This window comes from Bacillus sp. EKM206B, assembly GCF_011066015.1.
GTDB lineage: Bacteria > Bacillota > Bacilli > Bacillales > Bacillaceae > Bacillus > Bacillus velezensis.
Map to the genome: position 1 here is coordinate 246934 of NZ_JAAMNL010000003.1, position 13686 is coordinate 260619.

Below are 13686 nucleotides of genomic sequence, written 5' to 3' on the forward strand. Positions count from 1 at the left end.
CTCCTTATATTTGAACATAAAAATAGACCTACAATGTGAGGTCTAAAAGCTCAAGTTCCATTTTCAATTTTTCAATTGGGGCAGTCCGCATTTCTTTTAACTGCTCCACTTTTTCTAAACTGCGTTCACCAATCACTGCCTCCGTATCGCTATAAGCAGGCGTCGTTACGAGAGAAATGTCAAAGATACGTTCGATATTATTGATGCGGCGTTCATAAATGTCCTCTTCATCATTATGTCGCCATTCGTCCGGATCTCCTTGACTGTAATCCAAAGAAAAAGCAAAAGAACACTGATTAACGACTCCGCTTCTAACATTCACCATTAAATCTTTCGCGTATGACGTGTCTGTAGGGATAAAACGGAACTTGAGACCTATTGCGTCTGTTTCTAGCTCCAGCCTCCCTACGTCCTCAGAAACGGTATTTCTCGCTAAGGGATAATCCTGACGGTGGTTAAAAAGAGCGACTACGTTAGAAAGGTCTGCGGAATCCAGGGCATTCCGGCTGATGATTTCTTTAAACCATCCTCCCAACGGCTCGGACCATTTTTCGAATTTCAAAGCGTACCCCTCAATAAAATGCCTTTTTTCTTCGCCTTCACCGGCAGAGCGCAACTCAATTTTCGTTGTCAGATGACGTACTTCCTTGCTCATGTTTGCCATCACCTCCTTTACTTGAGCCAGCTTTGTTCATTTGATACTGCTCCAATGAGTCAAGGAAGGTATAGTTAAGCGACACAAGGTGCCTATCACCGTGTTCAATCGCATTTTTCTCTTCCAGTGCACGAATTTCATTGATATTTAAGGCGCCGATCCGTTCCATAATTTCGTAATACTCGGCCCTTGATTTTGCATCACCGCGCAGCTCGCTGTTTACATTGAATTTGATGTAAAATCCTTCATTTATTTCACCATCAGTAAAAAGCTTTGTGATGATTTCCTGTTCAAAGGATACCAGCCAAGGATGCAGCGTATTTTTCACATACTCAATGGACTGGTGCTCAATATTGTTGAAAGTAGCACGATCCAGTTCATTAATTTTGTGCAGAGGGACTTTATAGATAGACGCAATTTGTGCTTTGTTGAATTTCATCGACTCCACAAATTGCGCTTCTTGTAAAGGCATTGAAATTGATTCATATGAAAGACCGGCATCAATAATTGCGATGTTGCGGCCCGCATTGACTTTTTCCCATTCATCTCTAGCCCGATTTTTTGCGTCTTCATCAATTAAGGTTGGGACTTTCAATATTCCCCGGGGAGTAGCATCATTTTTATACAATTTCGCATTAAATTTGGTTGCAGCAGACTGAGCACCGATATGTTCCCTTATGACGCCTATCGGACTTTTCCCGTTAATCCCGTCTTCTGTCATACCCTTGAAATGCAGGACCTCATCCGCATATAATTCAACACTTTTTGAATTAATGACCGTTTCATACCACAGTAGACCGTTGTTCGGATTTACATAGGCCTGTGTATTGGCTGGATTTAACGGTAATAATGCTATGATTTTACCTGTTTTATCTACTTTGATATAAGAGTAGGCATTTCCCCAAAGACAGACGTGAATCATCATTAGCTTTTTCCATGTGAAAGCCGTCATGTAACGATTAGGCTTCAAATAGAGTAATTGAGCAACAGGATGTTTCATGCTGCTGATAATATCACCTTGGCGACTTTTGAACGTATGGACTGAAAGCTTAGCAATGTCATCAGACAATACATTCACACATGAATAGACATCAGGATGAATTAAGGCGGTTGATTCGCTCACACGTTCACCGCTGGCCGTCTTTGAGCCGCCGAACATATCAATGATCCAGTCAGGAGGGTTCGCAAGGTTCCAAGTCTCTGATTCATTTGATCTTTTTGAAAACAGCCCTTCCAAAAACAATCAATCACCCCCTTTTTTTGCTAATTAACACCGCATAAAATATAAAAAAGACACCCGTCGTCAAAAGACCGATGTTTGTATGCAAGCGATATGCGGCGCACGCTATAAATGCTGCACCTGTGATAAAAAGAAAATCGTTTAACAGAAGCAGCATGAATGCGAATATTTTTTTCACGATTACACCGCCCTTAGAAAGAGAATGACGCTGATTTGATATATGAGTTCAGGTCTACTTCATTATCAGTTTGAGAAGCTCGTACATAAGCATTAATCAATGCGGCTACAGGATCAATCCGTTGTGTTGATTTGGATTTATCCAGCATGATATTCTCTTGAGCATCTACTTTGGTTACTGCGTTCCCCATCGCCCAGGTTAGCAGTGAATTTTTCGGATGAATGACTTTTTTTGATTTCACCTTAGCTCTGAAGCCTTTAGTCGGTTCCGATAGAGTAGCAACACCCTGACGAATTTCAATCATTACATATCCGTCCGCCTCCATCTGCTGAGCAAACTGCGTCGCATTGTATGGATCATATCCAATTTCTTTGATACACCAGCCATTTTCCTGCTCCATCTTTTTGATGTAAGCCCTGATGTAATCATAATCAACAACAGCGCCGTCAGTTGTCGTAAGCCATCCCCTATCTTTCCATGTGTCATACGGGACGTTGTCGGTTTTCATTCGCTCAAAAAAAGTATCCTCCGGCATAAAACCGTGGCTTTCCACAGCAAACCGCCCATCATCCAAAGGAAAAACGAAAGATGCTGCGGTTAAGTCAATTGTTTTTGACAAGTCAATTCCGACGTAACACTCCCTGTTTTTCAGATCCGGAATTTTGTCAGAACCGCAGTCAGCCCAGGCCTGCATATCCATATAGCCGTTTTCTCGCATGTTTACCCAGATGTTCATGTTTTTTGTCATGAAATTTCTCATTTTCTCCGGGACAGCAAGCGCGACCTCCAATTCCCCACGTAAATAATTCAAACCGTGCTCATTGGCAGCAACAATCGGATTAGCTTTAATCCAGTTCTTTTCATCTTTGACGTCATCGCCTTTATCAAGCTCATTGACCATTACAAAATATTGCTCGTTCTGTTCGACCTTATTCGGGTCCAGTATACGAGACACGTAGTCATATTCCACACGATAAGCAGGATTATTTAATTCAAAGCCGGCCGTCGTAATAATTAACATTAATGGCTGGGCGCGGGCGGCCATACCAGAGGCCAGGACGTCATAAATTTCTGAGGTTTTATGGGCATGATATTCGTCGATGATGCCGCATTGCGGGTTGAATCCGTCTCCGGTCTTCCCGGCATCTTTAGAAAGCGCCTCAATTTTCGACTGTGTTTTGGGATGCTCAATTTTCCCATAAGCAATCCGATATTTCTTTTCCGGCTTGTTCAAAAGGTCGCTTTGCATGATCTGCGCCTTAATTTCATTCCAACAGATTTTTGCTTGTTCAGTTTTTGTAGCCCCAATGTATACCTCGGACATATACTCATCGTTGGCCATTGTCTCATAGGAACCAACACAGGCCAGGCTCTGGGTTTTGGTGTTTTTACGGCCGACCTGCCAATATACCTTTTTAAATCGGCGGTAGCCGGTATCCTTATGCACCCAGCCGTACACATTACCAAAGATGAAAATTTGAATAGGCTCAGGAACAATATTTTCACCCTGTAATGGCCCTTTCGTATGTTTAAATTGTGTCATCCAGTAAAGGAACCGACGAGCTTTTTCGTCATCAAACACATATGGGAATTCTCTTGTACCTTCCCTACTCACATCATTTAAAAAGCGCTGGCAAGCCCATATGTGTTTTTCGCATGCCACAATCTCACCCGATATCACATCGCGCGAGTAATCAAGTAGAAACTGTTTGATTGTCTTCATACATTTTTAAACTCCTTTTCTGCAGCTGTTTTCTCCCGTTCTTCCTGTGTACGAGTGATAGCAAGCTTTGCCCGGGCAGACGGAGTCAGGCCGAAGTCATTAGCAGCCGATTTCATCTGATCATAATAGTTTTTTTGCCGCTTTAATAAAGGATGTTCTTCCCCTATTAACTTGATAGGATTGCCCTCTTCATCCTTGCCTTCTGTATGAACCATAATCCCGTCTTCTTCAATCACTTTTGATATAGAGATATACTGAGAGTAGGCATTACAATAGGCAGCCAACATGCTGATGTCCGCTTCCGTTATGATTTCGACTTCTGTTAATAAAGCAGCAACCCGCTTGAATTCTTTTTTTCCGACCTTATCCAACCACGTTGGCGGTTTTATATTATCGGATCGCATTTTCAGCTTTTTCTCGTGCTCTGCCCGGGCGGCCAGCTCTTCCGTATTCTTTTTATTTGGGTTGCCCTGTATCAATTGAAGCGTCGCGGATTTTGCAGGTCTCGGCATGTTCTCACCTCATTTCTCTTTAAAAAAGTTGCATTTTTCACTTGTTTTTTTCACCAATCGTGATACGATGGAATTAACAACAAAACCAGTCGTACCAAGCCCTCTCGGCAATTTCGCCGGGAGGGTATTTTGTTTTTCCGGAACTTTGAAAAGCGGTGTTTGTTTGCAGAAGAGGGATCGCCGTTCTCCGTTCGTTTCCCTTCCAGAGATTTGTTAGGGGGGAGGGTCACTTGCCCTTACTGCCGTGAGCCTTGTTGTGACAGGCGTTACACAAGCTTTCAAGGTTCTTTATGTCCAACCGTTTCGACCAATCTTGCTTTACTTCCACAATATGATGCACCATGTCAGCCGGAGTGAAGCAATGGTCTTTCAAACAATGCTGACAGAGATAATTGTCTCGTATCAAAGCAAGTTGTCTTGTTCGTTTCCATTCAGTTGATTTATAAAAACTTGTTATTGTTTTGTTTCTTGAATGTTTGTTGTAATGTTTTATTTCTTCCTGTTGTTGTGTCTTGTGTGTATCACAGTACCGGTCACGGGTGAGACTGGAGCATCCGCGAGCAGCGCATATCCTTAGAGGTTTAAGGGGCATCCCTTCCACCTCGCTCATTCCTGTTATAAAAGTTCTCTTTCCACAATAGCCTCGGTGGTATGAATTCCCCTTTCTCATCCCTATCTTTAACCCCTAAACTCTCATATGGAAGATGCAATAATCCTTTAACCTTACTGTATGGATGCATTTCGCTTATACGTGCAATACGTTCAACTGCTAATAGGTTATGCAATCCATAGTCACCAAGGTACCCTAAAGCCTCTACGACATCAGCATCCTGCCAAGGGCAACCTGAGACACGCAATTGGTATAAACCCTCATGTATCATTGCTGTAGTTATATTGTGCTTTGTGGCAGTGTTATAAGCTTGCACGCGTAAATCCTCATCAAATTGCATGGTGACCTCCTAAAAAAATAAAACACCTTTCCAAAGAGCAGAAAGGCGCTACTGATTAATGCTTTTATTCTTTTGATCAATTAACGGTTTCATAAGAACTTCAATCTGCGCCTTCACCTTTTCATATTCAGTAAGAAGACTGGCAGCTTTCTTTACTCTTTTTGCTTTTCTGTATTGGTTTCTTATTGTTCTTATCCTCTTTAGAAGAGATCTGATATGAGGATTTGTTACAGAGTAAACCGTTTTATGATGGCAAGCTGGGCATTGAATGAACCCCACAACGACACTATTTGCTTCTTTACACTCAAATAATTCGATCTCGTGATTTGCTCCGCATTGTTCGCATTTGCTAAAAGGTTTCATGATTTATCCCTCTATTCCTTAAAATTGGGTGCTCATATGGTTTCCTAGATTCACAAAGCCGGTTAATAATTTTCCGTCCTTATGTAATTCCTCTGCAACCTCTAAAGGAATGAGTTCGTCACACACAATGCTTTCATATTCTGATAGGTCCTTTCCATCCCAATACCCAATAAAGATTAAGTCTGGATGGATCTTTTTATAGTGATCTGCCATTGCTCGATTCGTAAGGACAGGAGCTTTGTTTTTTCGTGCAAAATCAATTAGTGCAGATGTTTTCCCTATACACCTTTGCCGACCTGGTTTGACATGAATGACCTCATTGCTTTCTGCTGCTTTTTCCAACAAATCAGAAATACTCATATGTGCAAGGTTCAAGTCAAATGCCATCTATTTGATCCCCCTTTAATAGTTCCAGTCTTTCGTCACGATTAGAAGTTTCTGCCCAATTATTAAACTCCTGAATTCCTATATTGACGCGTTGCAGGTGCAACTGCTTTTGTTTCTCGTTCAATTCGATTTTCCTTTGACTGATTTCAATGTCATAATTAATCTGTTTCAAAAGAAGCTCTTGTTCAGTGCGCCACGCTTTAAATTGATCGACATATAAATTATCTTCGGTCATGGTTAATCCCTCCAATAGAAAAAGCGCCCTCCCGATTGGGAAAGCGCTTGGTATATTCTTTCTAAACTGTCCCCGCACTCAAGCCGTTAACCGCCAATTGTTCTCCCTGAGATTTACCGGACACAGTTTACAGAGAACATAAAAAAGCGACCCCGCTCATCAGCAGTGCCGCTTCCTTTGATTTATTACCTATTACCATAATACCTTATCTAAAACAAAATGGTGTGCCGTTATCGTGCCATCTTTCTGCCAAAATCTTTTTAGTACATTCCTTTTTGCTCTACCGCAGTCATCCCGCTCACCTCCTAAAAATTGATACCGCGAGAAACTTCGAATTTTTCTATTTATCCCACAATTTACAAATGATCATGTTCGATTCTAATTAGGCCTTTTTCATTGTCAGTCGTTTTGCATACTGGACATACATAGCGATAAAGACTATATCTCATTTCTTCATGTGCAACGAGCAGCTTCATTTCAGTAATTGGGTTGCACTCCGGACAATGTTTCACTTCGCAACAACCTCCCTCATTTCTTATTAATGATACCACGGAAACGGACAAGATTTTCCACATAACCCAATTAATCATAACTTATATTGTGTCCAATTCCCCGAATCGCTGAATCCTTTGCCACCGCTATGTTTAATTCATTTCTCTAAAATGAGTTTGACATTTTCTCAATATGGTTTATTCATAGGAAAAGACATAAAAAAAGCCCGTCTGTTTTTTAAACAGATGAGCTTATAAGCTGAATGCATCCATTGTTTGATCCATGGTGTCTTGAGTAATTCCGATGTATCTGAGCGTAATGTCAGGGCTTGAATGATTAAATATCTCCTGCAGCAAGGCAACGTCTTTGAATTTCTTATAGTGCCAGTATCCGAAGGTTTTTCTCATTGTATGAGTCCCGATACCATCAAGACCAACATAATCAGCCGCTTCCCTTAAAATATTATATGCCATACTGCGGCTTATCGGTTTATTTAGTCCTTCGCGGCTTTTGAATAAGAATTCTTGATCATCCTTGTCCTTGATATAATCGGCAAAAGCCTTCCTTAATGCTTTATTGATTTTGATTCGCTTTTGTTTACTGGTCTTTTGCTCCCGCAGGTCGATATACATGCGCTTCACGTCCCTAACCCTTAAAAGCCGCAAGTCTGATATACGCAGACCTGAATTAATTCCGGCCACAAAAAGAAGGTGATTCCGTTCGCTCCGTTCTTTCAGGTACTTTTTAATATAATAAATCTGATCTAAATCCCTTATAGGTTGAACAAAATTCATTACGACGCGCCCCCATCCTTATAGACTTCCGCACGAAGGGCAAAGGCCAACCGGTAAAACGCTTTTGCTTTCGTCCGGTAGTAGCTGCGCTGGCTGATTCTCATTTCTGCATAGACTTCATAATCATACATCTCTTCATTCTGCATGTAGAGCATGACAAGAATTTGCCGCTCCTTTTGAGAAAGCCGGTTAACCGCTCTTTGCATTCTCTTTAAAAACCGTTCTCTTTCAATCCCCCAATCCATGCGTTTTAATGCTGCGTCTTCTGTGGAGGAATGAAATTCATTCGAAAAGCTGGGAGGGACAAGGCTATATGTTGCGGTCACTTTCGGCAAAAAATCTTCCGGCACTTGTAGCAAGTACATGCGATATTTTTCGAGCAGCTCTTCTGCCTTCGTTTTCGTTGCTTCTTCGTCAATTTGAGGTATGTTCAGTGTCATTTGATTCATCAAAAATCCCTCCTGTTATTATTTCTGTCTAAAAGCTCCGCCACGGCCTCTTTTGTATGTCGGTCTGTTTACCCCCATTAGGTCTTCTAAATCGCGCTTACTGAGCTTCTGAGACTTTTTAGATGGCTTTAAACAACGTTCTTTATTAACAATCGGCTTAGGTTTGGGTAAACGCGTTCCGAATTTTCTTAGGTTTTCCCCTAGTTCTTCACACGCCCGTTGCATTGTTTTCATCCTTTAACCTCCATTCAAATAAAAACGGACACCAATCAGAGCACAGTGATTCTGTGCAATGATCAGTGTCCGCAGGCTTTCCGTCTTGGACTTATTCAGTTAAAGCAGCACATATGTAGCAATGTTCCCGATGATCGCCGCTATACAAATTGCAGTTAAGTGATTTCTCAGCTGTGAATCCTTATCCTCTCCTATAACTCCCATAAGAGAGACTATCAGGACCAGCAGCAGGACTATTTTAAAAGCTATTAACACTCGTCTTCCCTCTTCTCTCTATACTTATCAATATCTTGAAAAAACGCCGCGGCCGTGAATGCGATGATTGCCCCTATTAACGTGATGTTTGCTTTCATGTCCGGCCTGTATTCGTACTGGAAATAAAACCAGAAACCTAACCCCATCAGCATAAAAACTATTCTCAGCGCCATCGAATCCCCCTTATTTGATTTGAAATTTAGCTGATTCAAATGTTCCGATGTAGTTCCGCTTGCTGGAATCAGAATAGCAGTCCAGCTGGATGACGTAGGTTCCTTTCCCGGTCTTATTCCGGATCGTTTTCACGTTGAATGATTTCAGAGGCGTTGCCGTTTTGAAGCTGCCCCGCTGTACCAGATTCGTATCAGTCAGCCCGCCGCCGCTGCGCTTTTTGTATACGCCAGCCGTGTAATAAAGAGTGCTTGAGCCTTTCTTCTCGGCTTTCCAGTCCACTGTTGAGGCGCCGGCCGTGTATGTCGCGGCATCCGTAAACACCCGCCCGCTGTAACCGGATTCGTTTTGCCAGCCGGACCATGCTGCGGAAGCAGACGGCGCAACGGCCGCGGCTCCCGTAAGTAATACTGCCGATAGAATAATTGATTTAAATAGCTTTTTCATCGCCATTCCCCTTTTCTGTTTTTTGTCTGTTCGCCTTAAATTCTTCGACCTCTTCCTTTGTCCCGATTTTAATTCCTAGATCGAATGTTCGGTTAATTTCATCCACATATTCCGTTAACATTTTGAGTCCGCTATCGTAATCTTTTTGCTCCCGAATATAATCGTATTCAACTTGGGTTCCGCGGCGCGTCGGTTTTAAAAACTTGCTTGGCCGCTTTAACTCGTTCAACATGTTCATCCATACGTTAGCAATTCTCATGCTGTATTGAGCTGGATCATCTTTGTAAAGCTTCATAGTTAATTTAGGGAAACTCATTTTCCCGCTAATAACTTGGAATTTAGGTTTTTCATTTTTCATGATTGTTCATTCCCCTCTTCGTCCTCAAAATCATTGATATTACTTCCGCTTAACCATCCGCATTTACAGAAATATTGAAATAAGGTCGGTTCAAGATACCTCCTATTTAGGCACTTCCTCGTCTTCACGGAAAATTCAGCTATCCACGCTTCTTGAGTCCTTATTTTAATGCTGCTGTTCCCGCATTCCGGGCATTCGGTATATTCGTTCACTCTGCAGCCCCCGATCTGATAGCATCAATTTCTGCTTCTGCGTCCTCGGCGGAATATCTCAATACCTCGTCTATGTCATATCCAAATTGGATGAGTTCCAAATGATCCGCTGTAAGATGAGCTGGCAGTAGTCTGCTTGTTGCTTTTGGTTCACCAGCGACATCCTGACTGATAACAAATCCGTGCCGCTTGCCTTCCGACCAGAGAACGAGATGCTTGTTAAATTGCTCGTATGCTTCAACTGCCGACGATGCCACCGTTTGAAACATTACATCCGCAGTCACTTTACCTTCAAATTTGTATGCTTTCATGATTGTTCCCCCTTCAATAATTGAGCTGATTTGAGAATCTGTTTAAAATGTGACATTGCATGGTCCCAACCGTCGTAATGACAGGGACGATTTAGCCTCTTGATGTCTTCCCTACCTGCTTCCATTTCATTGAACCCTTTGATGACTTCTTTGATATTTGGATTGTCGTCCAGCGTTTGGATCGTTTGGATAGCCGCCTCCAGATAGACTGCATGATCAAGAGTTTCCTCAAGTGCATGTTGCAACCAGCCGCGCAGATCATACGCATTAACTTGGACGGGCTGGCCGTACTTGGCAAGCCCCTTTTCCTGTTGTGCGTTTAGTTTGCTTATGACGGCTGAAATGATCGGGTTATCAGTGTGGTTCATCAATACCCCTCCTGCTGCCGCTGGTGATTGACGGCGTTCTTGTCCATGTAAGCAGCTTCGATTTGGTCGGGCGTGAAGCCTAGAGCTTCTCCCAAATTCAAAAAGCGTTCAAAAAACCTTACATAAGTTCCCGGATTCTCAATCCAAAAATAGAAACCGAACACAAGTGACATTAAACGTGAAAATGCTTTTACAATACCGATATTTGTTTCTAATTCCCTTTCTTCTGCCCGTCTCATGATCTGCTGAATCGTAGCGCCATTATCAAATCCAATTCTATTGCCAATGCTCAAGATAAAATGCAGGCAGTCCACGTATTCCTCAAGCAGTGGGTTTGTATCACGAAAAGCCGTTACATAACCCGCGTTGCAAACAGGACATATTTCATAATCCGGATCTAATAAGTGTTTAAAATCATCTTTGTTTAAATATTCTCCGCAATAGTGATTTTCACATCGGAAAAAGGATGCATTTTCAGGAGTTGCGCCAACAGTTGTTGATAATTTTGTTCTTGGCTTTTGATTATTACTCCAATGCTTAAAGCCGCGCCATTCATTCGCACACTCGGCAAGCTCGACCTGTAGAGCAAGGATGAGGTTCGGCAGCAAGTCCTGTCCCTCAAGCCCCTTTTCTTTGATGATCCGATCATCAAGCACCTTTTGCATTTCAAACATTTTTTGTAGATTCATTGTTTCCGCTCCCTTATTTCCGCCCGCCGACGGTATTTTGTAGAAATTCATGCACATGACACATAAGCAGCATGCCGCCTGTTTCCGGTCCGTGCTTTTCACGGAAGACAGCCAATGCTTGTTCGAAAGCCTGCCTGTAATCCTGTTTCACTGTTTTACCTCGGTGCCGCAGGCCTCTAAAGCCACTATACAAATTGCCATCTGAGGCGTTTCGGCAATAGCTGTGAAAACGTGTTTCTCTGTTGGTATTACTGCGAGGTATGGGGCGTAACTTCTATTTGAATCTCTTTCAATTTTCATAAGTTTGAATTTCTCCACTACCGACCAAGCTTGATCAAGGTTTTTAGTCGGAGAAAATTGCTCCGGAATGGTCAATTCTCCAGCCTCTGTGTAGGCAGATGTAACACCGATGTTTGGAAACGTTTGAGTCTGCCAACCCATCACCTTTTCAGCAATCAATCGGTCAATTTCTCTTTTATCTTTCACACTATTTCCTCCTCGGCGCCCATGACACGCCCGCAATGCGGGTACGTGCACCTGCGCGGATTTCTAAATCAAGTTTTTTATAATCGCAGTCCGGGCAATGGTATTCGATCATTTACTATTTCGCCCATTCATCAAAGCTGTAGGGGTAATCAACACTTTCAATGAAACCGATCTCCTTCGCCTTCTGACGGATTTTCATACATCCTTCATAGCTGTAAGCCCATATTTCTTTATAATCCCTCAGCTCGCCAGATTTCCCTGTTATGATGAATTTTCTGAAGCTGTTGACCAGTTGCCACATGTTGCCTCCATGCGAAAAGCCGTTTGCACGCCCGTATCCCAATTCATACGGGTAAACGTCAGCGCCCGTGTAATCATCAACGAAGAACAGTTTTTTCTTAAATCTGAAATACGCTATACGATCCTTTGACTTGCGGTAGAAAGTACGTCTATCAATGCTTGCGATAAGCTTGATCAAGTCGTTTATGTCGTTCATTCGTTTCAATTGCTCTGCTGTTGGCATGAGATTCCCTCCTAATTAGCCTTTAGCCTTGTAAACTTGGTCATATGTTCACTTACGCAGAATTCAGGAAGGTTTGCCCTGACAAGCTGCTCGGCGAATGGCGGCGGAACTGCGTTGCCACATCGCTCAATCTGTTTCTTTTTCGAATACGCTACGCCGTTTATATCCCTATCAATCACGTAATTAGTTGGGAATCCCTGAGCCGCAAATAATTCATGAGGCTGAAGCATCCGCATCCCAATGTCAGCGATCTGATAGTTTTCGCCTTTAATCGTGACCAGGCCGAATCTGTCTTTTGTGGTGACTGTATGCAGAGGATCACTGAGAGCCTGCCCCGTATCTGATCCGTAATATTTCGTCAGGAAAGCCCTGACTTCGCCAACGTGCAGGCCGCCCGCCGTTATTGTAGGCATTGGGTTCGTCACCGTTTGGCCGTCTCTGCATGTGCCGCGGAGCTTGATCAGGTGACTTGTGGCAATAGCGAATTTATTGCCGCCGGCCGTTATGGTGCCGAGTGGTTTTTTCAGATCGAGCACCCGTCGGCCTTCCGGATCGCCGTATCCCATTTGAATGAGTGAATTACCGCGCTCCCCTATTACAAAAGGTTTTTTACTGTCAATGACAAAACGTTGTATGCCTCGAGCGATGCGCCGCATTGTATTTTCAGAAAGAGGCTTTTTCCTGTTGAAAATCGACGGTGTTTCCAATGACCAGTCCATGATCTCGGAGGCAGTCCGCCACGGTTTAAGCTTTCCTGATTTCACTGCTGCGCTTTTTGGATCGCCATGTGTCGGCTCGGGCCATATGATCGGCCGCCCGTCCCGTCGGGCGATTAAGAACAGCCTTTTCCGTATTGTTGGGGCGCCGTAGTCGCAAGCCTTCAGCTCTTTCCATTCAACTTTATATCCGTGTCTGTTTAACGCTCTGACAAAAGAACGGAACGTATATCCTTTTTTGTCCGGGTCCGGTCTTCCGTCTTTCCCAAGAGGCCCCCACGTCTGAAATTCCTCCACGTTTTCAAGAATGATGACCCGCGGGCTTACCGTTGCCGCCCACCTGACCGCTACCCATGCAAGCCCCCGGATGCTCTTCTCGACGGGTTTGCCGCCCTTGGCTTTTGAAAAATGCTTGCAGTCCGGGGAGAACCAGGCTAAACCAATCGGCCGCCCCTTGGCTGCTTCCCTCGGGTCTACTTCCCAAACAGACTCACAATAATGTTCTGTATCAGGGTGGTTTACCTGATGCATGGCGATGGCCGCCGGATCATGGTTAATCGCTATGTCCACCGATAGCCCGGTAGCCAGTTCAATTCCGGTACTGGCCCCGCCTCCACCTGCGAAGTTATCGACAATGATTTCTCTGAAAAGTCCCAGTTGTTGCTTGATCATCCCGTCACCCCATCAAACCCGGCAGGACAGCGACAGCGAAGAAGAAAAGCCCCACGCATGCCCCGACCAGCCAGATATTTGTTTTATCCCGTTTAGCGATAATGGTATCGCCGATCATTTTCAGATCGTCAGACCGAGCGACAAGCGTCGGGATGTAGTCCGGGTGAACCTTCAAAAGCTCGGCCGCCTGCTCGACGGTCATTGCTTCGTCCTTCGTGGCCTTCACATTCCGTTGCAGTTCTACTTGTAATGGCATCATTTTTCTT

23 protein-coding genes are annotated in these 13686 nt (G+C 43.5%); all 23 read right to left on the bottom strand.

The annotated features are described in order from the left end of the window. Positions 1-28: 28 nt before the first annotated feature. A complete protein-coding gene (locus G9F50_RS07225) occupies positions 29-655 on the bottom strand; it encodes an HK97 family phage prohead protease (protein WP_015387941.1) in 627 nt (208 codons plus the stop codon). Continuing rightward, positions 618-1898, bottom strand: a complete 1281-nt coding sequence (locus tag G9F50_RS07230; RefSeq protein WP_015387940.1) for a phage portal protein — start codon at positions 1896-1898, stop codon at positions 618-620. The genes G9F50_RS07225 and G9F50_RS07230 overlap by 38 nt, the downstream gene beginning before the upstream one ends. 188 nt (positions 1899-2086) lie before the next feature. Then, a complete protein-coding gene (locus G9F50_RS07235; protein ID WP_071181894.1) occupies positions 2087-3796 on the bottom strand; it encodes a terminase large subunit in 1710 nt (569 codons plus the stop codon). Then, entirely contained in the window at positions 3793-4308 is a 516-nt protein-coding gene (locus G9F50_RS07240) for a phage terminase small subunit P27 family (protein WP_071181895.1), read from the bottom strand. Before G9F50_RS07240 ends, G9F50_RS07235 begins: the two co-directional genes overlap by 4 nt. Positions 4309-4534: 226 nt before the next feature. Next, positions 4535-4900 carry an HNH endonuclease gene (locus G9F50_RS07245; protein ID WP_165417711.1) on the bottom strand — a complete coding sequence of 122 codons (366 nt, stop codon included), beginning with the start codon at positions 4898-4900 and terminating at the stop codon, positions 4535-4537. After that, entirely contained in the window at positions 4890-5258 is a 369-nt protein-coding gene (locus tag G9F50_RS07250) for a hypothetical protein (protein WP_069007363.1), read from the bottom strand. Before G9F50_RS07250 ends, G9F50_RS07245 begins: the two co-directional genes overlap by 11 nt. A gap of 48 nt (positions 5259-5306) precedes the next feature. Further along, positions 5307-5621 (bottom strand): hypothetical protein, encoded by a 315-nt coding sequence (locus G9F50_RS07255; protein ID WP_069007364.1) that lies wholly within the window; start codon positions 5619-5621, stop codon positions 5307-5309. Positions 5622-5639: 18 nt separating this feature from the next. Further along, positions 5640-6008 carry a hypothetical protein gene (locus G9F50_RS07260; RefSeq protein ID WP_069007365.1) on the bottom strand — a complete coding sequence of 123 codons (369 nt, stop codon included), beginning with the start codon at positions 6006-6008 and terminating at the stop codon, positions 5640-5642. Further along, positions 5998-6243: a hypothetical protein gene (locus G9F50_RS07265; RefSeq protein WP_069007366.1), complete on the bottom strand. Its 246-nt coding sequence runs from the start codon at positions 6241-6243 to the stop codon at positions 5998-6000. The genes G9F50_RS07260 and G9F50_RS07265 overlap by 11 nt, the downstream gene beginning before the upstream one ends. A 743-nt stretch (positions 6244-6986) precedes the next feature. Next, positions 6987-7529 (bottom strand): site-specific integrase, encoded by a 543-nt coding sequence (locus G9F50_RS07270; protein ID WP_017417279.1) that lies wholly within the window; start codon positions 7527-7529, stop codon positions 6987-6989. Beyond that, entirely contained in the window at positions 7529-7978 is a 450-nt protein-coding gene (locus G9F50_RS07275) for an ArpU family phage packaging/lysis transcriptional regulator (RefSeq protein WP_165417712.1), read from the bottom strand. The genes G9F50_RS07270 and G9F50_RS07275 overlap by 1 nt, the downstream gene beginning before the upstream one ends. An 18-nt stretch (positions 7979-7996) precedes the next feature. Then, positions 7997-8212 carry a hypothetical protein gene (locus tag G9F50_RS07280; protein ID WP_099566814.1) on the bottom strand — a complete coding sequence of 72 codons (216 nt, stop codon included), beginning with the start codon at positions 8210-8212 and terminating at the stop codon, positions 7997-7999. Positions 8213-8460: 248 nt separating this feature from the next. Next, the gene (locus G9F50_RS07285; RefSeq protein WP_044802090.1) at positions 8461-8640 is read right to left on the bottom strand and encodes a hypothetical protein; all 180 of its coding nucleotides are present in this window, start codon (positions 8638-8640) and stop codon (positions 8461-8463) included. A 10-nt stretch (positions 8641-8650) separates the two neighbouring features. Continuing rightward, positions 8651-9085 carry a hypothetical protein gene (locus tag G9F50_RS07290; RefSeq protein ID WP_165417713.1) on the bottom strand — a complete coding sequence of 145 codons (435 nt, stop codon included), beginning with the start codon at positions 9083-9085 and terminating at the stop codon, positions 8651-8653. Beyond that, on the bottom strand, positions 9069-9443 hold the full coding sequence (locus G9F50_RS07295; protein WP_165417714.1) for a hypothetical protein: 375 nt from the start codon (positions 9441-9443) through the stop codon (positions 9069-9071). The genes G9F50_RS07290 and G9F50_RS07295 overlap by 17 nt, the downstream gene beginning before the upstream one ends. Positions 9444-9651: 208 nt before the next feature. After that, positions 9652-9966, bottom strand: coding sequence for a hypothetical protein (locus tag G9F50_RS07300; RefSeq protein ID WP_165417715.1), 315 nt, complete (start codon positions 9964-9966; stop codon positions 9652-9654). Then, positions 9963-10334, bottom strand: coding sequence for a hypothetical protein (locus G9F50_RS07305; protein WP_165417716.1), 372 nt, complete (start codon positions 10332-10334; stop codon positions 9963-9965). The genes G9F50_RS07300 and G9F50_RS07305 overlap by 4 nt, the downstream gene beginning before the upstream one ends. Next, positions 10334-11023, bottom strand: coding sequence for a dUTP diphosphatase (locus tag G9F50_RS07310; protein WP_165417717.1), 690 nt, complete (start codon positions 11021-11023; stop codon positions 10334-10336). Before G9F50_RS07310 ends, G9F50_RS07305 begins: the two co-directional genes overlap by 1 nt. Positions 11024-11036: 13 nt before the next feature. Then, positions 11037-11174, bottom strand: coding sequence for a hypothetical protein (locus tag G9F50_RS07315; RefSeq protein ID WP_016938691.1), 138 nt, complete (start codon positions 11172-11174; stop codon positions 11037-11039). Beyond that, entirely contained in the window at positions 11171-11509 is a 339-nt protein-coding gene (locus tag G9F50_RS07320) for a BC1872 family protein (protein ID WP_165417718.1), read from the bottom strand. Before G9F50_RS07320 ends, G9F50_RS07315 begins: the two co-directional genes overlap by 4 nt. Positions 11510-11624: 115 nt before the next feature. Then, on the bottom strand, positions 11625-12032 hold the full coding sequence (locus G9F50_RS07325; protein WP_165417719.1) for a hypothetical protein: 408 nt from the start codon (positions 12030-12032) through the stop codon (positions 11625-11627). 11 nt (positions 12033-12043) lie between these two features. Then, positions 12044-13420 carry a DNA cytosine methyltransferase gene (locus tag G9F50_RS07330; protein ID WP_139885672.1) on the bottom strand — a complete coding sequence of 459 codons (1377 nt, stop codon included), beginning with the start codon at positions 13418-13420 and terminating at the stop codon, positions 12044-12046. A 4-nt stretch (positions 13421-13424) separates the two neighbouring features. Continuing rightward, positions 13425-13679 (bottom strand): hypothetical protein, encoded by a 255-nt coding sequence (locus tag G9F50_RS07335; protein ID WP_063095655.1) that lies wholly within the window; start codon positions 13677-13679, stop codon positions 13425-13427. Positions 13680-13686 lie beyond the last annotated feature (7 nt).